This window comes from Kitasatospora sp. NPDC101157, from assembly GCF_044768255.1.
In the GTDB taxonomy this organism is placed as follows: domain Bacteria; phylum Actinomycetota; class Actinomycetes; order Streptomycetales; family Streptomycetaceae; genus Kitasatospora.
Genome location: NZ_JBIWPL010000021.1, coordinates 21,188 through 42,215, shown reverse-complemented (window position 1 = coordinate 42,215; position 21,028 = coordinate 21,188). Strand labels below are relative to the sequence as shown.

At 69.9% G+C, this 21,028-nt stretch carries 16 protein-coding genes and 6 pseudogenes; 9 read left to right on the top strand and 13 right to left on the bottom strand.

From position 1 onward, the window contains the following. Window positions 1-114 precede the first annotated feature (114 nt). The 8 genes and pseudogenes from ACIRVF_RS31540 to ACIRVF_RS31505 all read right to left on the bottom strand — a co-directional run bounded on the left by ACIRVF_RS31540 (window position 115) and on the right by ACIRVF_RS31505 (window position 9,920). On the bottom strand, window positions 115-618 hold the full coding sequence (locus ACIRVF_RS31540; RefSeq protein ID WP_402825361.1) for a transposase: 504 nt from the start codon (window positions 616-618) through the stop codon (window positions 115-117). Between the two features lie 294 nt (window positions 619-912). Beyond that, a pseudogene (locus ACIRVF_RS31535) lies at window positions 913-1,021 on the bottom strand (IS5/IS1182 family transposase); the annotation flags it as partial. Window positions 1,022-1,115: 94 nt separating this feature from the next. After that, window positions 1,116-1,460 (bottom strand): annotated as a pseudogene (locus tag ACIRVF_RS31530) (IS5 family transposase); the annotation flags it as partial. Between the two features lie 47 nt (window positions 1,461-1,507). Beyond that, complete coding sequence (locus tag ACIRVF_RS31525) at window positions 1,508-3,826, bottom strand: SpoIIE family protein phosphatase (RefSeq protein ID WP_402825358.1); 2,319 nt, start codon at window positions 3,824-3,826, stop codon at window positions 1,508-1,510. A gap of 227 nt (window positions 3,827-4,053) precedes the next feature. Then, window positions 4,054-7,818, bottom strand: coding sequence for a HAMP domain-containing protein (locus ACIRVF_RS31520; RefSeq protein WP_402825355.1), 3,765 nt, complete (start codon window positions 7,816-7,818; stop codon window positions 4,054-4,056). Between the two features lie 127 nt (window positions 7,819-7,945). After that, window positions 7,946-8,833, bottom strand: a pseudogene (locus tag ACIRVF_RS31515) (SigB/SigF/SigG family RNA polymerase sigma factor); the annotation flags it as partial. Window positions 8,834-8,992: 159 nt separating this feature from the next. After that, window positions 8,993-9,436 carry an ATP-binding protein gene (locus ACIRVF_RS31510; protein WP_402825352.1) on the bottom strand — a complete coding sequence of 148 codons (444 nt, stop codon included), beginning with the start codon at window positions 9,434-9,436 and terminating at the stop codon, window positions 8,993-8,995. A 118-nt stretch (window positions 9,437-9,554) separates the two neighbouring features. After that, window positions 9,555-9,920, bottom strand: a complete 366-nt coding sequence (locus tag ACIRVF_RS31505) for an STAS domain-containing protein (RefSeq protein WP_402825349.1) — start codon at window positions 9,918-9,920, stop codon at window positions 9,555-9,557. A 227-nt stretch (window positions 9,921-10,147) separates the two neighbouring features. On the opposite strand from ACIRVF_RS31505, the gene ACIRVF_RS31500 reads away from it, so the two are divergent. The 3 genes from ACIRVF_RS31500 (at window position 10,148) to ACIRVF_RS31490 (ending at window position 12,733) form a co-directional block, all read left to right on the top strand. Further along, window positions 10,148-11,011: an MEDS domain-containing protein gene (locus tag ACIRVF_RS31500; protein WP_402825347.1), complete on the top strand. Its 864-nt coding sequence runs from the start codon at window positions 10,148-10,150 to the stop codon at window positions 11,009-11,011. Continuing rightward, the gene (locus ACIRVF_RS31495) at window positions 11,008-11,955 is read left to right on the top strand and encodes an anti-sigma factor RsbA family regulatory protein (protein WP_402825344.1); all 948 of its coding nucleotides are present in this window, start codon (window positions 11,008-11,010) and stop codon (window positions 11,953-11,955) included. Before ACIRVF_RS31500 ends, ACIRVF_RS31495 begins: the two co-directional genes overlap by 4 nt. A 130-nt stretch (window positions 11,956-12,085) precedes the next feature. Then, entirely contained in the window at window positions 12,086-12,733 is a 648-nt protein-coding gene (locus ACIRVF_RS31490) for a hypothetical protein (RefSeq protein WP_402825341.1), read from the top strand. A gap of 252 nt (window positions 12,734-12,985) precedes the next feature. On the opposite strand, the gene ACIRVF_RS31485 is transcribed toward ACIRVF_RS31490, so the two are convergent. Beyond that, on the bottom strand, window positions 12,986-13,396 hold the full coding sequence (locus ACIRVF_RS31485) for a tyrosine-type recombinase/integrase (protein ID WP_402825338.1): 411 nt from the start codon (window positions 13,394-13,396) through the stop codon (window positions 12,986-12,988). A 266-nt stretch (window positions 13,397-13,662) separates the two neighbouring features. Here ACIRVF_RS31485 and ACIRVF_RS31480 point away from each other — a divergent pair, with 266 nt between their 5' ends. From ACIRVF_RS31480 to ACIRVF_RS31465, 4 genes are all read left to right on the top strand, one after another. After that, on the top strand, window positions 13,663-14,178 hold the full coding sequence (locus ACIRVF_RS31480) for a hypothetical protein (RefSeq protein WP_402825335.1): 516 nt from the start codon (window positions 13,663-13,665) through the stop codon (window positions 14,176-14,178). A gap of 69 nt (window positions 14,179-14,247) precedes the next feature. Beyond that, on the top strand, window positions 14,248-14,553 hold the full coding sequence (locus ACIRVF_RS31475) for a transposase (RefSeq protein WP_402825332.1): 306 nt from the start codon (window positions 14,248-14,250) through the stop codon (window positions 14,551-14,553). Next, window positions 14,550-15,422: an IS3 family transposase gene (locus ACIRVF_RS31470; RefSeq protein WP_402825329.1), complete on the top strand. Its 873-nt coding sequence runs from the start codon at window positions 14,550-14,552 to the stop codon at window positions 15,420-15,422. The genes ACIRVF_RS31475 and ACIRVF_RS31470 overlap by 4 nt, the downstream gene beginning before the upstream one ends. A gap of 227 nt (window positions 15,423-15,649) precedes the next feature. Next, window positions 15,650-16,306, top strand: coding sequence for a sirohydrochlorin chelatase (locus ACIRVF_RS31465; RefSeq protein ID WP_402825627.1), 657 nt, complete (start codon window positions 15,650-15,652; stop codon window positions 16,304-16,306). Between the two features lie 175 nt (window positions 16,307-16,481). Here the strand turns inward: ACIRVF_RS31465 and ACIRVF_RS31460 are convergent. Then, window positions 16,482-16,858 (bottom strand): annotated as a pseudogene (locus ACIRVF_RS31460) (transposase); the annotation flags it as partial. Between ACIRVF_RS31460 and ACIRVF_RS31455 the strand changes: the two are divergent. Together ACIRVF_RS31455 and ACIRVF_RS31450 are read left to right on the top strand one after the other, a co-directional pair. Further along, window positions 16,857-16,967: pseudogene (locus ACIRVF_RS31455) on the top strand (IS5/IS1182 family transposase); the annotation flags it as partial. The pseudogenes ACIRVF_RS31460 and ACIRVF_RS31455 overlap by 2 nt on opposite strands. 85 nt (window positions 16,968-17,052) lie before the next feature. After that, window positions 17,053-18,053: pseudogene (locus tag ACIRVF_RS31450) on the top strand (IS5 family transposase). A 593-nt stretch (window positions 18,054-18,646) separates the two neighbouring features. On the opposite strand, the gene ACIRVF_RS31445 reads toward ACIRVF_RS31450, so the two are convergent. The 3 genes from ACIRVF_RS31445 to ACIRVF_RS31435 form a co-directional block, all read right to left on the bottom strand. Further along, window positions 18,647-18,886, bottom strand: a complete 240-nt coding sequence (locus ACIRVF_RS31445; RefSeq protein ID WP_402825326.1) for a DUF6296 family protein — start codon at window positions 18,884-18,886, stop codon at window positions 18,647-18,649. Window positions 18,887-19,697: 811 nt separating this feature from the next. Beyond that, window positions 19,698-20,186 carry a hypothetical protein gene (locus ACIRVF_RS31440; RefSeq protein WP_402825324.1) on the bottom strand — a complete coding sequence of 163 codons (489 nt, stop codon included), beginning with the start codon at window positions 20,184-20,186 and terminating at the stop codon, window positions 19,698-19,700. A gap of 367 nt (window positions 20,187-20,553) precedes the next feature. Beyond that, a complete protein-coding gene (locus tag ACIRVF_RS31435; protein ID WP_402825321.1) occupies window positions 20,554-20,706 on the bottom strand; it encodes a hypothetical protein in 153 nt (50 codons plus the stop codon). Between the last annotated feature and the right edge of the window lie 322 nt (window positions 20,707-21,028).

Here is a 21,028-nt window from a genome sequence, read left to right as displayed (position 1 = left end):
GGTCTTGGCCGGGTACCCCCGCGGCCCCCCGGGGCCAGCCCCCCCCCCCCCCCCGCGTATCCACTCCAAAGACCACCTAGCCCCAGCGCTGTGTAGAGAGCCCGCGTATGTCTGTCACGGGTTTGGTGTGGTCAGGATGTCGATGCGGATGGTGGCCTTGTAGCTGGTCCGGTCGACGGTGCCTTTGGCGTTGTACTTGGAGATCGCGCGTTTGACGACGCGGGGTCGGGTGCGGATGCGCCGGTCGGGCATGAGGTCGGCCAGGATGCGTTGGCCGATGGTGCCGGCGAGGTCGATGACGGTGTTTGCGATGACGCCCGCGGCCTGGATGATGAGGTCGCGGGCGGTGTTCAGGGCGATGGCGAAGCTGGCCCGGTCGGGATCGATACAGGGGCGTGTTCCGGGGGCGTCGGCCATGGCCAGACGCAGGACCTGGTAGGTGACCAGCAGCGCGTAGGCCTCCTGGTCGAGGCCGGCGGGAGTGCGGGCGCGCAGGACTTGGCCGCCCAGGACGGTGGACTTGATCTCCAGGTAGGCGGCCTCGATCTCCCATCGCTGGTGGTACAGGGTGATCAGTTCGGTGGCGGGATGGGTGCGGTGGTCGGTCAGGGTGGTCACCAGTCGGTAGAGGCCGGTGTGGCGGCCGGTGGCCGTGGTGATGGTGATCTCGCAGTCGATGACCCGACCTCTCTACTACCTTCGACGACGGCCGCACCTGGGGCGCCGCCGCCTGCAACGAGGAACCCCCACGACCCGGGGAAGCTACCCGGCGGCCATCTCCTGGCACGTCAGAGGACCCTGACCGAGCCGGTTCCGGTCCGCGAGAGCCTGCAGGATGCGCTGGTAGTCCTCTGACAGTGCCGACCAGCCTCGCGTGCCACATTGGCACCACGAACTTCGGCTTCGCCGAGCAGTCGGCCCGTTGTCCCGGCGTGATGACCAGGGGCAACGCCCTGCAGTGGCCTTCCACGCTTCAGGTGGATCTTGGTGGTGTGGCCGCCCCGGACCGTCCAAGGGCCTCTCCGGCTGCCCCGCCGCCGCCAGGCAGTTGAACAGTTCCGTCCACACCCGAGCGTTCCTGATCGCGTGTGCGGCGCCCCCTTTGAGGACTGGCGGAGTGTGGCCGGCGCCTGCCGCGTGATGGTGTGCGCGGATGGAGGTAGAGTCGACGGAGATGTCCCAGTCGATGCCACCGGCGGCATCCGCCTCCGCCTGGACCCGCTGGAGCAGACGTTCCCACGTCCCGTCCGCCGACCAGCGACGATGCCGCTCATGGACGGTCTTCCATGAGCCGTAGCGCTCCGGAAGGTCCCGCCACGGCACGCCTGTCCGGGTCCGGTACTAGATGCCGTCGATGACCTGCCGGTGGTCCCGCCACCTGCCACGACGCCGTTGCTCACCGGCAACAGCGGCCGCAGCCGCTCCCACTGGCTGCCAGTCAGATCACCTCTACTCCCTATAGTCGTATCAACGACCCAAGTGACTGGCAGGACACGGCCTAATTCGATCAGCGGACGCGGACACCGATGAGGCAGGTGTCGTCGTCGGTGTCCGCATTGGTGTGGCGCAGCAGGAGGTCGAGTCGTCGTTCGAGTTCGTGCGGTTCCTCTGGGGCGAGCGGCGTCTGGGCGATGGTGAGCAGGTTGTCGAGGGAGTCGGCGACGGAGCGGTCGCGGCGTTCGATCAGTCCGTCGGTGTACATCATGAGGGTGTCGCCGGGCTGCAGCTGGACTTCGTCCTCCTGGTAGTCGGCGTGATCGAGGGCGCCCAGCAGCAGGCCGCCGATGGTGGGCAGGGTGTTCGCCTGGCCGTCGCGCAGCAGGACGGGTGGGAGGTGGCCGGCGCGGGCCCAGTGCAGGCGCCGGGTGTCGGGCTGGTAGAGGCCGCAGACGGCGGTGGCGGTGACGTTGTCGGTGAGGTGGTGGGTGACGGAGTTGAGCCAGGCGAGCAGTTGGGCGGGTCCGGCGCCGGTGGCGGCGAGGCCGCGCAGAGCGTTGCGGAGGGCGACCATGCCGGTGGCGGCTTCGATTCCGTGGCCGGCCACGTCGCCGACGCACAGCAGGATCTGGCCGTGCGGGAGTGCGACGGCGTCGTACCAGTCGCCGCCGACCAGGTGGTCTTTCTCGGCGGGTCGGTAGCGTACGGCGACGCTCAGGTTGTGCAGGTGCTGGGTGCCGCGGCTGGGCGGCATGATGGCGTGCTGGAGCTGGAGGGCGAGGCGGCTGCGTTCGGCGGCTTGCTGTTCGGTATGGGCGAGCTGGTCGCGGGTGGCGGCCAGGGCGACTTCGGTCCAGTGCTGGGCGGAGACGTCCTGGTAGGCGCCTCGGACGGCGGTGATGCGTGCGGTGTCGTCGAGGACGGGTTCGGCGACGACCCGGATGTGGCGGGCGATTCCGTCGGGGCGCTGGAGCCGGAAGGCGGTGGAGGCGGGGTGCTGGCGGTGCAGGAGGGTGCGCAGGAAGCGGCCGATGGAGTGCGAGTCGTCGGGGTGGGCGTGGGCGGCTAGTTGCTCGAGGGCCACAGGCGGCGCGGTGGGCGGTAGGCCGTGGAGGTCGTAGAGGGTGTCGCTCCAGATGATCTCGCCGGTGAGGAGGTTTTCCTCGAATCCGCCAATACGGCCCAGGCGCTGGGCGTGCTGGAGGAGGCTGGCGACCTTCGGGGTGCCGTCCTGCAGCCGCCAGGTGACCACGACGTGGTCACCGGAGCGGCTGATGGTCACCTTTGCTTCGGTGGCCAGCGGGACGCCGTCGACGAGCGCGGTCAGGTGCATGCGGTCGGCGCGGAACGGCTCGCCCGTGGCGAGGACGTGCTCCACCTTCTCGAACAGGCCGCCGGGCTCGGCAGCCAGGGGGTAGGCCTCCAGGAGCCGGGAACCGACGATGAGGTTGCGCGGCCGCCCGGCGAAGTCGACGAAGCCAGTGTTGACGTGGCGGATGCGGAAGCCGACCGGGGTGCCCGCATCGTCGAGCAGCGGCTGCAGGACCATGCACGCCTCGTCCAGTCCGTCGACGAGGTCCAGCAGTTCGGTGAGCCGCGGATCATCCTGCCCCATCGGCTTGTCGTCAGGAGTGGGCCGGGTCTCCAGGATGGTGGCGCACAGCGTGGCGAGGACTTCGAACTGTCGCTGTAGTGGCTGGGTCTGCTCTGGCAGCGGTTCGGTCCAGCAGATCTCCATCGCTCCGGTGATCCGTCCGCCGGTGCCGGCGGGGACGACGAGGCGGCCACCGGGAAGCTCGAGCTGTCCGATCGAGGGCAGCGCGGCGTCGGCGAGGGTGTCGAAGGCGGTGGTGTCGCGGTGGTCGAGGGCGTGGCGGGCCGGGGTTGGGACACCGGGTGGCACGTGCCGCCAGCGGCCGGGTTCGTGTTCGGTGAAGCCGGCGCTGCCGGCGAGTGTCAGGGACTGGTCTGGGTGGGCAGCCCAGATCGCGACCGCTTTGGCGCCGAGCGGCCGCAAGGCGTTCTCCAGAATGCACTGCGCGACGGCGTCGGCGTCGTCTCCCGCAAGCGCTCCCGCTTCCACGCTGCGCAGCCGCAGTGCCGTCGACGGGGAGGCGGGTTCGGTCGTCGCGGTGACGAAGTCGCGGGCGATGTCGGCGATCTTGTCGCGCGAGGCCTGGTTGACGAGCTCGACGGCGAGTTCGAGCACCTGCAGACCGGCCTGGTCGGCCAGCTTGTCCAGTTGCCGGCCGGCTTCGGCGGGGCCGCAGCCGAGCCGCTCCACCAGGATGCCCTTGGCGAGGTCGATCAGTGCCCGGCCTTCCGCCTGCAGGTGAGCGTGCTGAAGCTCACGCTGCAGGCGCTCGACGACACCGGCGAGCCGCCCCATGGCGGCCGAACCGCGCCGAAAGGGATTCCCGGGTTCCGCAAGCTGCGGTCCGGCCGGGCGCGGAAGTCGCGTCCCGCTCTCGGCCGATGCCGGGGACCCTGGAGTCGTCAGGGACCCGGGACCGTCGTCACGGGAACGGCGAACTTCCCCGCGCTCGTATGGGTGAGCGCGTCGCTGGTCCGGCTCCTGCGGGACCTGGTGGCGGTTGGTGGCGGGTTCGGTGTCGGTCATGAGGCGAGCTGTCCCTTGATCCGGGCGATCAGATCGCCCGCATCCACGGGTTTGGTGACGTAGTCGGAGGCGCCGGAGGCCAGGCTCTTCTCGCGGTCGCCGATCATCGCCTTGGCGGTGACGGCGATGATCGGGAGGTCGGCGTGCTCGGGCATGGCGCGGATGGCGGCGGTGGCCGTGTAGCCGTCCATCTCCGGCATCATGACGTCCATCAGGATCACGTCGATCTCGGCGTGCTCGGACAGCGCGTCCAGCGCGGCCCGGCCGTTCTCGGCCTGCAGCACCCGTACCCCGTACAGTTCGAGAATCCCCGTGAGGGCGTAGAGGTTGCGGTCGTCGTCGTCGACCACCAACACGGTGCGGCCCGCCAGTGAGCCGTCGACGTCCTGATCGCCGGCGGCGAGGGGCTCCTCGGCGCGCACCAAGGGCAGCACGTCGCCGGGCTGGTCAGCGCTCAAGTGCAGGGCAATGCGTTCCCGTAGCTCGTCGAGGCTGGAGAGCAGTTCCAGGGGCTGGCTGGTGGCGTGCGCCTGCAGCGCCCGCTCCTGCTCGGCGCCGAGCCGGCGGTTGTTGTGGGCCAGGACCGGCACGGTCTGCAGTGCCGGGTCACGCTCCATCTCGTCCAGGAAATGCAGCGCGGCGCCGTCGGGCAGGTCGAGTTCGAGGACGACGCAGTGGCACGGGGTGGTTGCCAGCGCCGCTGCGGCTTCCGAGGCGCCGAAGGTCGTAATGATCTCCACTGGAGTGCGGGGGTCGCCGATGCCGGAGTGACCGGCCAGGTCCGCTACGGCGCTTTCGGCGACCAGGGACAGCAGCCCGCGCGGCCGTTCCTCGATCACCAACAGCCGCTTGGGCTGCGCCGGGTCCACCATGGGCGCCGTTAGACGGTGCGGCGGATGCTCCTCCGGACCCATGGCGGTCTCCTCGCGTGATCCGCCTTCCAGGGCAGGTCGGGCACTTTGGGCGCTAATGTCGGCGAAGTCGGGCCGGGCCACGGGAAGGTAGAGCGTGAAGGTGCTGCCGTGACCGGGAGTGCTCTCGGCGGTGATGATGCCGCCGAGCAGGAACGCGATCTCTCGGCTGATCGACAGCCCCAACCCGGTGCCGCCGTACTTGCGGCTGGTGGTGCCGTCAGCCTGCTGGAAGGCGCCGAAGACCGTCTCCAGATGCTGCGGGGCGATGCCGATGCCGGTGTCGATGACGCGGAACGCCACGACGGGGCCGCCACGACGGGCCTCCTCCGGCGCCTGTGACTCGCCGACCGTTTCGATCAGCAGCTCGACGCTGCCCTTCTCGGTGAACTTGACGGCGTTGGAGAGCAGGTTGCGCAGCACCTGGCGCAGCCGGTACTCGTCGGTGAGGAGTTCGGCGGGCACTCCCTCGCCGGTGCGGACCCCGAAGGCGAGGCTCTTCTGGCTGGTCATCGGGCGGAAGGTGGCTTCGACGTAGTCCAGCAGCGTGCGCAGCGGGATGGGCTCGGGGTTGATGTCCATCTTGCCGGCCTCGACCTTGGACAGGTCGAGGATGTCGTTGATCAGCTGCAGCAGGTCGGAGCCGGCGGAGTGGATGATGCCGGCGTACTCGACCTGCTTGGCCGTCAGGTTGCGCGTCGGGTTCTGGGCGAGCAACTGGGCGAGGATCAGCAGGCTGTTGAGCGGGGTGCGCAGCTCGTGGCTCATGTTCGCCAGGAACTCCGACTTGTACTTCGAAGCGAGTGACAGCTGGTGGGCGCGGTCCTCCAACTCCTGGCGCGCCTGCTCGATCTCCAGGTTCTTGGTCTCGATGTCGCGGTTCTGCGCGGCCAGCAGCTCGGCCTTCTCCTCCAACTCGGCGTTGGAGGACTGCAGCTCCTCCTGCCGGGCCTGCAGCTCCTCGGAGCGGGCCCGCAGTTCGGCGGTCAGGCGCTGCGACTCACCGAGCAGCTCATCGGTCCGAGCGTTGGCCACGATGGTGTTCACATTGACGCCGATCGCCTCCCGCAGCTGTTCCAGGAAGTCCCGGTGGACCTGGGTGAAGGCGTGCACGGTGGCGAGCTCGATGACACCGAGGACCTGCTCCTCGACCACGATGGGCAGAGCCACCAGGTTCAACGGCTCGGTGCGCCCCAGGCCCGAAGTGACCCTCACGTAGTCGGCGGGCAGCTTGTCGACGGCGATGGTGCGCTTGCTGCGCGCCGCTTGGCCGACGAGGGACTGGCCGAGCTTGAAACGGGTGCCTACCGCCTCGTCGGGGTGGGCGTAGGAGCTGATCAGATTCAGGTACGTGCCCTGGTCGGTGTCCTCGGCGAGGTAGAAGGCGCCGTACTGCGCGGAGACCAGCGGGGTCAGCTCATCCATGATGAGTTCGGCGACGATGGCGAGGTCGCGGCGCCCCTGCATGAGGCCGGAGATCCGGGCGAGGTTGGACTTGAGCCAGTCCTGTTCCTCGTTGGCCCGGGTGGTCTCGCGCAGCGACTCGACCATGAAGTTGATGTTGTCCTTCAGATCGGCGACCTCGCCGGAGGCGTCGACGGTGATCGAGCGGGTCAGGTCGCCGGCGGCCACCGCGCTGGTGACCTCGGCGATGGCGCGGACCTGGCGGGTGAGGTTGCCGGCGAGTTCGTTGACGTTCTCGGTGAGGCGCTTCCAGGTGCCGGAGACACCCTCCACTTCGGCCTGCCCGCCGAGCCGGCCCTCGCTGCCGACCTCGCGGGCCACCCGGGTGACCTCGGCGGCGAAGGAGGAAAGCTGGTCGACCATCGTGTTGATGGTGGTCTTGAGCTCCAGGATCTCGCCGCGCGCGTCCACGTCGATCTTCCGGGTCAGGTCACCGCGGGCGACCGCGGTGGTGACCTGGGCGATGTTGCGCACCTGGCTGGTCAGGTTGTGCGCCATGAAGTTGACGTTGTCGGTGAGGTCCTTCCACGTGCCGGCCACGTTCGGGACGCGGGCCTGGCCGCCCAGCGTGCCTTCGGTGCCGACCTCGCGGGCGACCCGGGTGACCTCGTCCGCGAACGCGGAGAGTGTGTCCACCATGGTGTTGATCACGCCGGCCAGCGCGGCGACCTCGCCCTTGGCCTCGACGTTGATCTTCTGGGAGAGGTCGCCCTTGGCGACTGCGGTGGTGACCTGCGCGATGTTGCGGACCTGGTCGGTGAGGTTGCCGGCCATGAAGTTGACCGAGTCGGTCAGGTCCCGCCAGGTACCGGCGACACCCGGCACCTGGGCCTGGCCGCCCAGGCGGCCCTCACTGCCGACCTCCCGGGCGACCCGGGTGACCTCGTCCGCGAAGGCGGAGAGCTGGTCGACCATCGTGTTGACGGTGTTCTTCAGCTCCAGGATCTCACCGCGCGCCGCGACGTCGATCTTCTGGGACAGGTCCCCCTTGGCCACGGCGGTGGCGACCTGGGCGATGTCACGCACCTGGGACGTCAGGTTGCCGGCCATCGCGTTGACGGAGTCCGTCAGGTCCTTCCAGGTGCCGGAGACCCCCGGGACCTCGGCCTGGCCGCCCAGCTGGCCCTCGGTGCCAACCTCGCGGGCCACGCGGGTCACCTCGGAGGTGAACAGCGACAGCTGGTCGACCATCCCGTTGAAGACCGTCGCGATCTCACCGAGCAGCCCGTCGGCGTCGCCCGGCAACCGCGTGCCGAAGTCCCCGTCACGCACCGCCGTCAGGCCGACGAGCAGCTGGCGCAACTCGGGCTCGCCCACCTGAGCCGGGCCTGACCCCTGCGGGTTCCGCCGCCGCGGAACGGCCTCGGACTTCGTCGCACCAGCCATCGAAGGTCGCCTCCGTAGTGTGGAACACCCGGCTCATCGACCCGCTCCCGCCCCTGGCGGGTGCGGTCGAGCGGGCGCCACGCGGTTCCTGTCCGGTACCGTTGAGGCGGTGCGCCATCGGTCGGTCGTCCTGCAGCAGCCCGGCGCGCAGGACGGCCAAGGAGCGGGCCAGCAGGCGTGAGACGTGCATCTGCGAAAGGCCGAGCCGCTGCCCGATCTGCGCCTGCGTCAGCTCCTCTCCGAAGCGCATCGAGATGATCGAGCGGTCGCGCTCCGACAGAGCAGCCAGGAGGGGCTTGAGGGCGTGAAGATCCTCGAAGCGGGTGAGGCGGGTGTCGTCGAATCCGAGACGGCGGGCGAGTGCGCTGTCCGGGGAGTCGCTTTCGAGCTGCATGTCCAGCGAGCCGGCCCGGTAGCCGTTGCTCGCGGTGAGGCCCTCGACGACCTCCTCCTCGCTCACCGCCAGATGGACGGCGAGTTCGGCGACGGTGGGCGCCCGGTCCAGACGCTGTTCGAGTTCGTCAGAAGCCTTGGCCAGGGACAGGCGCAGTTCCTGCAGGCGACGGGGGACGTGGACGGCCCAGGTGCTGTCGCGAAAGTGTCGCTTGATCTCGCCGATGATGGTGGGCAGCGCGAAGGTGGTGAACTCCAGGCCGCGGTCGGCCTCGAACCGGTCGATGGCCTTGATCAGGCCGATGATGCCGACCTGGATGATGTCGTCCATCAGCTCGGAGGGGGACTGGAAGCGCCGCGCCGCGTACTTGACGAGCGAGACGTTCAGCTCGATCAGAGTGCCGCGGACGTAGGAGTACTCGGCGGTGCCCTCTTCGAGCCGGCCCAGCCGCGCCAGCAGCGCGCGGGACAGCTCGCGGGCATCCGCCGGGGCGACGGCGCCGGGATCCTCGATATGCGGCAGATCCACCAGCTCCACGGAGGAAGCGGCGGCGGTGTCCGACGACGTGGTGGTGTCGCGTACGGGATGGGGATTGGTCAGCAGAGCGCGGGGCGCCGTCATGACGTTCCTTCCGTCGGAGTCGTCGTGCTACACCTCTATCCCTATCACTGGCGGTGATGCGCCCCCAATCGCAAGTAGCCTTATATCCACTTATGTCTGTTATGTGCGATAGTCCACTACTTGCCCCTTCTGGGCGGCGGGCCCCGTGGGCGGCCGGCGTCACGGGGCGGAGGACGGCGAGGTGTCGAGTTCCAGCCACACCGACTTGCCGTCGGAATGGGCCTCGGTTCCCCAGCGGTCGGCGAGCTTCTCGACGATGTGCAGGCCGTGGCCCCCGGGCAGCCCCGGCCGGTGCGGGGCACGAGCGCGCGGACTGTCCGGGCTGCCGTCCCTGACCTCGATCCGGAGGCGCGTCGGAGTGGCGTGCAGGAGCAGTTCGTGAGCCCCACCGGCGTGCAGCACGGCGTTGGCCAGCAGTTCGCTGACGACCAGGAGAATGTCGTCGCCGTCTCGCGCGTGCCAGTCGTCGAGGGCCCGTCGGGCGAACTCGCGGCCGCGGGTGACTTGGCCGGGGACACCGAGCAGCCTCAGGCGTCTGACCTGCCCACCGGGTGGCAGTGCCGCCTGCTCTGCCCCGGCCGGAAGCCGCTCGTCGCCAGCCATCCACCATTCCTCACAGATCAGACATACGCGATGAAAGAGGAGTGAACCTCTGAGGAGGCGCGTTCCCGCGGATGGCCGGTGAACACCTCGCCCGCAGCGGCAAGAGGCCACCCCGTGGTCAGGGATTGTGAAGCGCGTCCGCAACGGTGGCGTAGAGCGGGAAGACGCCTGATGCGCCTGTGAGATCGAGAAGCCGCATCAGCTGGTCGGGGGGAGCCGCCAGGCGCACCACCTTCCCGGCGCCCTCGGCGGTCAGCCGGGTCCTCAGCAGTAGGTTCAGGCCGGAGGAGTCGCAGAACGCGACGGCCGCCAGGTCAACGACCAGCACCCGCGCGGCCGAAGCCAGCCCCTCGTCCAGCAGCACCCGCGCCGTGCCGGCTGTGTCCAGGTCCAGGTCGCCCTCCAGGCGGCATACCACCGCGCCGGCCGCAAGCTTGGAGGGCGCAGGCCGGTCCACCGCGCGGTCGTCTCCCTCGATGTTCATCCTGTCAGTGCCTTCCTCGGCGTTTCCGGGGGCGGCTGCCCCAGGGCGTGACAATACGGTCACCGACCCGCGTCGCGGTACCGCGGGACCGTTGCCGCCGAACACCCTGTCGGCCCGCTCCCGCCGGAGGACCTGCAATACCCGTTGCCCCCGGGCCGAGGAGCTCTTGTAGGCTCAGTGTCGCGGTCGTGGAAGGGGTGGCCGCGGTCCTAGCCGAGGAGGAGCCGGTGCCCCAGACCACCCACGGTGGGCCGCCCGCACGTCGCGGCGAGCACCTGTGCCGCACCTACACGGACGACCGCGAACGGGCCCAGCAGGCGAGCGGATTCGTCCGCGACGCGCTCTCGCGCGGTCAGCGGGTGCTCTACTACGCCGACACCCCCACGCCCCAGAAGGTCGCCGACCGGCTGCGTACCGAGGTGACCGGCGCGGTCGCCGCCCTGGAGCGGGGCCAGTTGAGCGTGGAGAGCTCCGCTGGCTCCTACCTGCGCCGCCTGCCCTTCGACCCGGACTCGATGTTCTCCGACCTGCGGGACAGCTGCCAGCAGGCCCTGTCCCAAGGGTGGGCAGGGCTGCAGGTCATCGGTGAGATGGACTGGTCCATTCGACAGGTGCCCGGCGCGGACCGCCTTCTGGAGTACGAGCTGCGCCTGGACACCGAGGTCCTCCAGGATCTGCCGGTCACGGGCGCCTGCCTCTACTCCCGACACGCGGTTACCCGCACCCCGGCGGCGCTCGCCGCCGCCGCCCACCTGGACCTCGCGCCGGCACCGCAGGACCCCGGCGCATTGACAGCCCTGCCGCTGCTCCCCGGGGGCGGGGTACGGCTGACGGGGAGCGCGGACCTGGACAGCAGGATGGCGCTCGTCGCAGTACTCGCAGCCGCCATTCGCATGCCCGGCCCCGTGCTGGACCTGGATCTCACGGACGTCGACTTCGTCGAGACGGCCGCCGCCGGCGAGCTCGCTCGCACCGCGGCGATCCTGGCAGGGCAGGGCCGGCGACTGGTCGTGCACCACGCGCCCGCTTCACTACGCCGGGTGGCTCAGATGTTCCCCGATGAGTGCAGGCACCTGGAGATGACGGCGTGACCGATACCGCGAACCCCCTCGTGCCCGCCGCCTCCTTCGTGCATCCGGCGCTGTTCTACCGCACCAGCCAGGAATACGTGGACACCGTCGGCTCCTTCGCCCGCGCCGCCCTGGCCGCCGATGAGCCGTGCCTCATCGCGGTCCCGGGCACCCAGCTGGAGGCCGTGCGCCCGGCACTGGACGACGCCAAGGGTGACGTCGAGTTCGTCGACATGACGGTCCTGGGACGCAACCCGGGACGGATCCTGGCAGCCCTGCAGAGCTTCGCCGACCGCCACCCCGGCCGGCCCGCCCGCATCGTCGGCGAGCCGATCTGGGCCGGACGCACCGGCGCGGAGATCCTCGAAGCCACCCGGCACGAAGCACTCATCAACACCGCGTTCGCCCACCGGGGCGCCACCATCCTGTGCCCGTACGACGTCACCGCCCTGCCCGAGCACGTGGTCGCGGACGCCCGCCGCACCCACCCCACCATCTGGGACGGTGGCGAGGACCTCGCCAGCCCGGCCTACACCGACCCCGCCGCCGTCTGCGCCGACTGCGACCAGCCGCTGCCCGAACCCGACCGCGCCACGGTACTGGCGTACAGCGCGGGGCAACTGGCCGAGGTCCGCCGCCACGCCAGCTCCTGGGCCCGCACCACCGGCCTGGCGCCCGCACGCCAGGGCGACTTGGTCCTGGCGATCGGCGAAGCCACCGCCAACTCCCTCACCCACGGAGGCGGCAGCGGCACCCTGCGATTGTGGACCGGCCAGGGCGCCGCCGTGATCGCCGAGATCCACGACGCCGGGCACCTGAGCGACCCCCTCGCGGGCCGCAGCCGCCCCCTCCTCACCTCCGCCGAAGGGGGACGCGGCCTGTGGATGATCCATCAGCTCTGCGACCTCGTCGAAATCCGCTCCACCCGCGACGGCCTGACCCTGCGGCTGCACATGAACCCCTGACTCCAAGGGCTCCACGCCGGCTGCGGCGTGACGCGGGGGCGGTATTCGGCCTGCTCCGTGTGCTGGCCGCGACCGGCCGGTAGAGCAGCAGCCGTGAGCCCCAGGGCCCGGTGCGACCGGGCTCGTCGCCATGGGTCGGGCCGCCACCAACGTCGTCGAGGAGGCGGGCGCACAGGCCCAGCAACTGGCCAGCGAGCTGCGGGAGCAGGTCCGCGAGCAGACTCGCGTGCAGGGGCAGCGGCTGGCCGACAACGTGCGTTCACTGGCCCGCGAGCTGGAGCAGATGGGCGAGCACGGCGAGGACGGCTCGCTGGCGACGTCGGTGGTGCGGCGTCTGGCCGATGGGGGCCTCCAGGTAGCCGACCACCTGGAGGAGCGCGGGCCGCAGGGCCTGCTGGACGAGGTCCAGGACTTCGCCCGGCACCGTCCCGGCCGGCGCGGCCCTGGCGGGGTTCGCGGTCGGCCGCACTGGAAAGGGCGTGAGCGGCGGCGTCCGACGGTTACGGCGCCCCCAGCGCATCCGGGCCGTCTGCGAGCCGTGGTGACCATGCTGGCGGTCAGCGCAGCCTGGCCCCACAGCATCCCGCCCAAATTGCTGCTGGCCGCCTACACCTCCGAGTCCGCGCTTGCTCCGCTAGGGGTGGATTTCGCCGATCTCCTTCGCCAGTCAGTGGAACTCACCGTCTCCGGGCTGACGGCCCGCCGGGAGAACGCCCCACTGGGGTCCGGTCTCGTGGAGGTCCCCGGCCAAGAGCACAGCGGACGGGCACAGCCCTGATGCTGCTGGTCGCACCCGGGGCGGGGCTCCCGAGACTGGGGCGCGGCGTGGACCGACCTGCGCAAGGCCGCGCTCCAGTGGGATCACGTTCTGGGGCTCGCTCCATGGCCGGGCCCGTGCCGAGCGCTCGGTTCTGGCTCACCTCCGCGTCGCACGATTTCCAGGAAGGGGAAATTGCCACCATGATCAAGAACTTGCGCCCGCACCCGGAAGAGGTGTGCGACGCGGCAGTACGACCTCTGTGCCCTACGCCTACCGGGCACCAACCGGGAGTCTGGGTGGCCGAAGGGCCGGGTCGGACTTCGTGGCCGGCCCGACCCGCTTGTAGCGGCTGGCCGCCCGTGCCGACCGCGGGACACCGGCCGCCAGGGAGATCCGGCGGACCACCTTCGACCAAGTCCACAGGGTCAGCGGCTGCCCGTGGTTGCGCCGAGACTCCGACAGGAACAGCGGCCCCCTGGCCCGGCTGACCGTGGCCCGATGGGCGAGGTAGGCCGACATCAGCACGCCGGTCGACGCCGAGTACGGCACCACCCGCTCCAGCCGGTTCTTCGTCGTCTCCGCCCGCACCCGCAGCGTCCGGTGGCCCAAATCGAGACCGTCGGTCCGCAGCGAGCACAGCTCTTCCCGTCCCAGCCCGGCGTCGTACACCAGAGCCAGCATCACCCGGTGTGAGGGATCCGGCTGGTCGCCCCAAGGCGGTGCTGCCTGCGCTGGACGGCGACTGGAGGCACGGTGATGCGACAACCGCGTACTGTGTCCGCCGGCTGACTGATGATCACGAGCGAGGGTTTGAGATGCTTCACGGGAAGCGCGGCGCGGTCATGGGGCTCATACTGGTCATGGCACTGGCAGGGTGTTCAGGAGGAAGCGGCGGCGGAACGGCCGGCAACGACGATGGGAAGGGCAACGGCACGGCTCCGACGCCCTTGACTGCCACCCAGGTCGCCCAGGCCATCCCCAGCAAGCTTGCCGCCCCCCAGGGTTGGCAGGGCCAGGAGCCCCGGGTCCTCAACGGCAGCGCAGCCCAGAAGCAGTGCCAGCTGGTGGGGCAGTGGGCCTGCGCCGGACTGACTTCCCTGGCGACCACCCAGCACTTCGATTCGAGCTCCCACCAGCGGGACACCGACGTGAAGTTCACCCTCCTCGCCTACGACTCGGTCGAGAACGCCAAGGCGAGCATGAAGGCGGCGGTCGCCGGGAACCACAAGGACAACCACGGCAAGGCCACGCCGTTGGCTCTGAACGTGGGGGCCGACGAGACGGACGCCTACACGGAGGCGGACGACCAAGGCGAGTACGCGACGGCTGAACTCCGTGTCGGCACAGTCGTGGCCGTGATGTACGGCACCTCCCTGCCCAAGGAGCATGACCTCCAGTCCTTCGCCAAGATGCAGGTGACCCGCATCACCACCGCCATGAGTGGCAAGAACCCTGACGCATAGGTGGGCTTGATTCGCTTTGACGGACACCCCTGAACAGGGGCTTCGGCCCCGGTAAGGATGATGTCCATCATGGAGAGCATGGGGAAGAAGCCGCGCCCTCGCCGCTCGTTCACGCCGGAGTTCAAGGCCGAGATCGTCGAGCTGTGCCGCCGCGGCGACCGCTCAGTCGGCCAGGTCGCCAAGGACTTCGACCTGACCGAGACCGCGGTGCGTGACTGGGTGAGACAGGCCCAGGTCGACGCTGGCGAACGCGACGGCCTGACCAGCGACGAGCGCGAGGAACTGGCGAGGCTGCGGCGGGAGAACCGCCGCCTGCGCGAGGACGTGGACATCCTCAAGCGTGCGACGGCTTTCTTCGCGGCGGAGACCCGGTGACGGTGCACCCGTTCATCGAGGCGGAGAAGCAGGCAGGCCACAACGTCAAACGGGCGTGTGAACTGCTCAAGGTCTCCCGAGCCGCCTTCTACGCCCGCCGCACCGCCACCCCCGGCTCCCGCGCGGTCCGCGACACGGAACTGACCGAGAAGATCACCAAGGTCCACGAGACTTCCCGCGGTACCTACGGCGCCCCGCGCGTCCACGCCGCCCTGCACCGCGACGGCGACCGATGCGGCCGCCGAAGGGTCGCACGCCTGATGCGCCAGGCCGGCCTTGAGGGCCGGCACCGAAGACGGCGCCACCGCACCACGATCCCCGACCCCCGCGCCGCCACCCGGCCGGACCTGGTCCTGCGCGACTTCACGCCCCACCCGGCCGCCCTCGACACGCGCTGGTGCGGCGACATCACCTACATCCCCACCGACGAGGGCTGGCTCTACCTGGCCACCGTCATCGACATCGCCTCCCGCCGCGTCGTCGGCTGGGCCACCGCCGACCACCTGCGGACCGAACTGGTCGCCGACGCCCTACGAGCCGCCTGCCACACCCGCCGCCCAACCGATCCGGTGATCTTCCACTCCGATCGCGGCTGCCAATATACCAGCCGTGAATTCGTCGATCTGGCAACCGAGTTCGGAGTTCAACTGTCGGTCGGCCGCGCCGGCCAATGCTGGGACAACGCCCTCGCCGAGTCCTTCTTCGCCACCCTCAAACGGGAGCTACTCGGCGACCGCCCCTGGCCCAGCCGAGTCGCAGCACGGACCGCGATCTTCGAGTGGATCGAGGCCTGGTACAACATACGCAGGCTGCACAGCAGCCTTGGCTACCGCAGTCCGGCCGAATACGAGACCGTCCTGGCGGCCTGACCACCACACCAACGGTGTCCGTCAAAGCGGAGCAAGCTCAGGTTTCACAAGGATGTCCGCTGGAGGGGCATCCCATTGTGGGCGGCCCCTCTTGAGCCGGGTGGTGGCTCCAACTACCCGACGCGGACGTTCGACTCCCCAGGCCGGTGAGGTGCTGCGAAAGTGCTGAACAACTGCTGTCGATCTCGTGCGCAAAGCCACGGTGTCGATGACCCGGGCGCCACGCCCTGCTGAGTCGCGTTCGCTCGCTCCGCCCCGAACTACCCGTCCAATGTGCCTTCCTGGACCTGAACCGTCCGCCCCTCCGTGACGCCCTGCACCAACTGCGCGGCGAGCGGCCGGTCCTGGTCCCGCTGCTCCTGAGTACCGGCTACCACGTGCGCGTCGACATTCCGGCCGCGGTTGCCGCCGCCGGCCTCCCCATCTCCCGGGTCGCCCGCGCACTGGGCCCGCACCCCCTGCTCGCCCGAGCCCTCGCGGCGAGGCTGGCCGAGACCGGCGCCACCCCCGAAGCCCCGGTGGTCCTCGCCAGCGCGGGCTCCTCCGACCCCGCCGCTATCGCCGACACGACCCGGATGGCACACCTCCTGGCACGCCACCTGGGCCGCCCCGTCACCCCCGCCCACCTGTCCGCCGCAGCTCCCACCCCACACGGGGCAGTAGCCGCCCTGCGCACGGCCGGCCACCGCGACGTCGCCGTAGCCACCTACCTCCTGGCCCCCGGCTTCTTCGCCCGCCGAGCCGCCACGACGGCCCGGTGGACAAGCCCCCCACTGGCAGCTCACGACGCCGTAGCCCGTCTGATCCTCCACCGCTACGACGAGGCCCGTACTGGGGTTCCCCCCGAGGTGTGGAAGGTTGCGGGACATGACCTGATCTTGTGATTGGTGGTTCGCCGAGGTTTGGTACTGACCTTGCGGTGGGCGGGCCGGGTGTGCGCCTCGCCGGTGGCCAGCACTCTTCCGACCTCGTAGGGGGCGGCGGGCTGCTGGTTCCTGCGGCCGGGCGGTCGGCCCGGCGGTCCTGGGTGGGTGGGTTCGGCGCTTCCCCTGGTGAAGGGGCCTCGCCGCGGTCGTAGGTGTGGCAGAACGAGCTGTCCGGGCAGGTCTGCGCGTCCGCCCGCAGCCACGGCGAGACGGCCACTGCGAGCAACAGGCGGCCGTCGGCCGTGCGGGGCAGTGGCAGGTCAGCCAGCTCGCTCCGCAGCCGGTCGACGTCGAAGCGGCCCTTGTTCAGCGCGGCGTACAGGGCGCCGTGCCCGCGCCGGTGTTCGGGCGCCGGCGCCAGGTCCACCAGGGTCTTCACCGGCCCGCCGAAGCACAGTCGAGCGTCGGCAAGCTCGAACAGCGCGTCGCGCCGCCCGGTCAGGCAGTCGTAGAAGACCCCCGGAAGCGTGACAGTTCCGCGAGCGGATCGCCATGAGCACCCTGCTGCATCGGCGGCTTCCGCCGACTCCACCGCCGCTACGAGCGAAAGGCCGACCACTTCGCCGCCTTCGCCAGCATCGCCGCAGCCCTCATCTGCGCCCGCAGAATCCCCAAATGAGATGTCTTCTAGGGCGCGTATTCGGTCGTGATCAATCTGCGCGATTCACCTTCGCGGCGGGTCCCGATCCGGTAGACCGTAGTGTGTGACACGAGCGCAACTGACGGATGCGGAATGGGCGTTGATCGAGCCGTACTTGCCCATCGGCGAGTACGGCCCCTACCCGGAGCGGCTGCGGCAGCAGTTCGAGGGCGTGATCTGGCGCTTCCGGACGGGCGGGCAGTGGCGGGAGGTGCCGATGGAGTTCGGTGCGTGGTCGACCGTCTCCAATAGGTTCCGGCAGTGGAGGGATGCCGGCGTCTTCGAAGCCCTGATGGAGGGCCTGATCGCGGAAGCCGCGAAGCGCGGCGAGACGGACCTGTCCCTGGTCAGCGTGGACTCCACGACTGTGCGGGCTCACCATGACGCCGCCGGGATGCACCTCGACTCCGACACCGTGGCCGTCCTGGAGAAGGCCGCCGAGGAGGCGGAGAAGGCCCGGCAAAAGGGGGAGGCCCGGAGGAACAAGACGGGCGGGACGCCTCAGGTGACCCGAAACGGGAAGAACGGCGACGCATCCGGCGCCGGCGCAGGCTCCGGCTGAAGGAAGCCCTGCTCGGACGCTCCCGGGGTGGGCAGACCAGCAAGATCCATTGCGCCGGCGACCGAAAGTGCCGCCCGCTGGTGTTCGTCCTGACCGAGGGCCAGGCCGCCGACAGCCCGCAGCTCATCCCCGTACTGAAGAAAGTCCGGGTCCGTGGACCGGTCGGCCGTCCCCGCACCCGACCCGACGCGGTCGCCGGGGACAAAGCCTACTCATCCCGCGGCAACCGCACCCACCTGCGCAAACGCCACATCAAGGCCGTCATCCCCGAGAAGAAGGACCAGAGCGCCAACCGAAAGAAGAAGGGCAGCGCAGGCGGCCGGCCCGTCAGCCACGACGCCGAGCTCTACAAGGAGCGCAACACCATCGAACGCCTGATCAACAAGCTGAAGGCCTGGCGAGGCATCGCCACCCGGTATGACAAGACCCCGGAAAGCTACCTCGCCGGCCTCCACCTCCGCGGCGCAATGATCTGGATCAAGGACCTCACCCGAACCCATTGATCACGACCGAATACGCGCCCTAAGCCGGTGCTGCCGATTGGATCACATCATCGGTCAGAGGGCCGGCACCGCACTGGTGAATCCCCTGACGGACTGGTGGCGGCCGGGGGAGTGTGGTGAGGTCCGGGCCAGCTACCCCCGACTAGCCCGGACGGTGGGGCGTGACAATACGCGCAACGTCGCCTGCCCTTTACATTTTCCCTCCCGTTGCGCCGGGGATCCTCTGGTGCCTTCACGGGTCACGGCGCCCTGGAGTGGTCGTGCGGCGGCGTTGGCGCTGCGATCAACGGGACCGGGGTCTTCACGGTCACGGGTCCGGGAGAGTGTGGCCTGGCCGCTCCTGGTGTGTGTGGGGAGTTGGACCCAGGCCTTGACCCAGGCCCTGGTCCTCACCGCGGCCGCGCGCTTGCGGGGCCGGGCCGTCGGTGCTTGTGGTCGACCTGCAGGAGGTGACGTTCATGGACTCGGCCAGGCTGAAGGCGCTGTTGCTGGCCCGGCGCCGGCCGACCGGCAGGGCACCGTCGTCTGTTTTACCGGTACTTGCCTTGCGGCGACGCGGATGCTGCGGTGGCCGAGACGGATCCGGGGCTTGTTCAGGGCATGGGAACGGCGTACAGGCAGGGGTGACGGTCTTCGTATCCGGCGGGCGCGGACAGCACGCCGGCCGTCTCTCCGTCGATCTGCATCCGCCAGTGGCCGGTGACGTCGGTCCAGACGTGGCCGCCGCCTGGGGCGATGTCGTCGCTGAGGTGTACCAGGAGCACTGTGGGCTGGCCGTGACCGCCCGCCGGTGCCGGCAGGGTCACCGCGTAGCGCCGATGAATAGGTGGCATGGCCACCGCCTCCTCAAGGGCGTGTCCCGCACGCCGGGACAGTCATCGGCCTGCCCCAGGGCGTGCCCGGCCGTCCAGGCACGGGCCACGCGCCCGCGCACCACGCTCACCTCACCGGGAATCCACACCCGCGCCCGCCCGCACGCCTCACAGGGAGCAGGCAGATCACCGGGTACGCGCTGAGGCGCCTGGCCGTCCATGACCACCGTACGCCGCGCTTTGCCGGGTCGGACGGGGGCCACGAGCGCCGCCTGCGAACAGGGGTTCAACCGGTCGGTGCTCGGTCCAGCGGGCAGTCGGCCTGGTGGCGGCGGATCATGAAGGCGGTGCCGCCGAGGCTGACGGTCGCTCGCTGCACATTTGACAGCCGGCTGCCGTAGAACGGGCGCGGGCACTGGGACTGATGCCCGCGCCGGTGCCACCGTGGCGGGTGTTGCGGGCGGGGACGACCCGGCAGCCAGCGGCACGCCCAACGCCTTGGTGCCCGAATGCCGACGGCTGCGGCGGGTGCCGGGTGTCGTCGTGGCGCACAGCATGCCGTCCCAGGCCGGGGCGTACGGGGCCGCGACACGGAAAGCCGCGAGCGATCCAACGCGGGCGGGCGCAGCGGTGCTGTGCGCCTCGCTCCCGGCTGCTCGAACCGCCTTGACCGCGGCCCGACATTTGGGTCGCGTCGGGCCGCTGGCCAGGCGCGGCCGAGCGTGTCCGCTAGGGTGCGCCCGACTGGGGCCGGCCGCAGATCAGGATGAATGCGTGAGCTGGTCGACGAGGCGGTACCCGTCTCCTATTCGTCCTTGTCCGATATCCGCCGCTACTGATAAGTGACATCGGCCCTGGCGCACACGAAGCCGACTGTAGCATCTCCGGCAGGGGCCACGACTTGCACGGAGAAACCCAAGGAGGTCAATATGTAATGGGGTCCTGGTGCGCCGATTGACCACAGGTTAATGCCAACTTGCCAGGTGTTTGTCTGGTCGCCCGACACGCCTAGCTGCTGTGCCCATATTTGGTTCTTGCCGTCCCATACCGTGAGTTCCTCCAGGGCTACGGGGAAGTCGGTATGGAAGAGAAGTCCCACGGCCGTCAAGTTTGGAATCGTTGTGTCAATGTTCGCCGTGATTGGAATGGCGAAGTGGAACCAATCTCCTTGCCCTCCCTTGAGGTAGAAGGTTACGCCGTATGCTTCGCGAAAGCCGTTCACATCTGCAAAATTGTGGCCACCATAGTTTAACGGCCCTGCGCCCATTTCCTGGGCGGCGGCTACATATCCGGGAACCCGATAAGAATAGTCGGTAGCCATGATTCCTCCGGGAGCTGTGTCCTCACTTCAAGGCTCAGCCTTCGTCGCGCGCCGGGCAACCCGAGCTGACCACCAGTCGCTGCGGAGTAGGTTGCGGTGGTCTGGCGATCAGAGGTCTTCCCGGCGCCACTGCGGCAGGTCGGGGGAGAGGCCGACCGCGAGCGGAGACCTGTTCATCGCCGCCGCGGCGGACCCCGGCGGGCGGCCTGGGCCAGCTCTTCGAAGCGATCTTGGGTGGTCGGCGCCGCAAAATCTTTCAGGCCTCGTCGATCAGCGCGTCCTGCGGGTCGACGTCCGGGTGGGCGGCCGGGCGTTTCGATGCCAGTCAGCCTGTGGAGCCTGCCCGTGCCGCTGGCGTTGGTGCGGGTCATGCCGTTCCTTCCTCGGTGGCCCAGCGTTTGAGCACCCGGTTGTACTTCGACAACGACGGCGGCCGGGTGTCCGAGGGCACCTCCTCGGCCAGGTGATCCGCCTCGGCGGGTCCTTCCTGGGCGGCCTTGCTGGCCTCGATCGTGACCATCTCCGCGAAGACGGTCGATGTCGGCGCCGCCCCAGCGACGGTGCCGGCTCTGCTCGCGGTGTCCGGACCGCTTCCGCACCAGTGCTCCCACGACCGCAGCGTCACCGGCGACACGCCCCAGCAGCCGAGCGGCCCACCGGTCGGGACTCCCGCTTCGCTCGCCACTGTCTGCGGTGGGGAGTTTGCGTCGCACCCCGTGTAAGGAGAACTCGCCGGGGCGCGGCGCCGGCCGGCGCCGCGCGCCCGCGCGCCGGGGGTGGAGCGAATACCGCCCGGCTACACACCCGGGCGCGGCTCCAGGGGGGGCCCCCACGGCGCCCAG

Bases quoted from the DNA above. Each gene is read 5' to 3' on its own strand.
- ACIRVF_RS31445 (WP_402825326.1), bottom strand. From the start codon at position 18,886: ATGCCACCTATTCATCGGCGCTACGCGGTGACCCTGCCGGCACCGGCG.
- ACIRVF_RS31490 (WP_402825341.1), top strand. From the start codon at position 12,086: ATGGGTCGGGCCGCCACCAACGTCGTCGAGGAGGCGGGCGCACAGGCC.
- ACIRVF_RS31505 (WP_402825349.1), bottom strand. From the start codon at position 9,920: ATGAACATCGAGGGAGACGACCGCGCGGTGGACCGGCCTGCGCCCTCC.
- ACIRVF_RS31475 (WP_402825332.1), top strand. From the start codon at position 14,248: ATGGAGAGCATGGGGAAGAAGCCGCGCCCTCGCCGCTCGTTCACGCCG.
- ACIRVF_RS31510 (WP_402825352.1), bottom strand. From the start codon at position 9,436: ATGGCTGGCGACGAGCGGCTTCCGGCCGGGGCAGAGCAGGCGGCACTG.
- ACIRVF_RS31525 (WP_402825358.1), bottom strand. From the start codon at position 3,826: ATGGGGCGGCTCGCCGGTGTCGTCGAGCGCCTGCAGCGTGAGCTTCAG.
- ACIRVF_RS31440 (WP_402825324.1), bottom strand. From the start codon at position 20,186: ATGGCTACCGACTATTCTTATCGGGTTCCCGGATATGTAGCCGCCGCC.
- ACIRVF_RS31520 (WP_402825355.1), bottom strand. From the start codon at position 7,818: ATGGCTGGTGCGACGAAGTCCGAGGCCGTTCCGCGGCGGCGGAACCCG.
- ACIRVF_RS31485 (WP_402825338.1), bottom strand. From the start codon at position 13,396: ATGCTGGCTCTGGTGTACGACGCCGGGCTGGGACGGGAAGAGCTGTGC.
- ACIRVF_RS31435 (WP_402825321.1), bottom strand. From the start codon at position 20,706: ATGGTCACGATCGAGGCCAGCAAGGCCGCCCAGGAAGGACCCGCCGAG.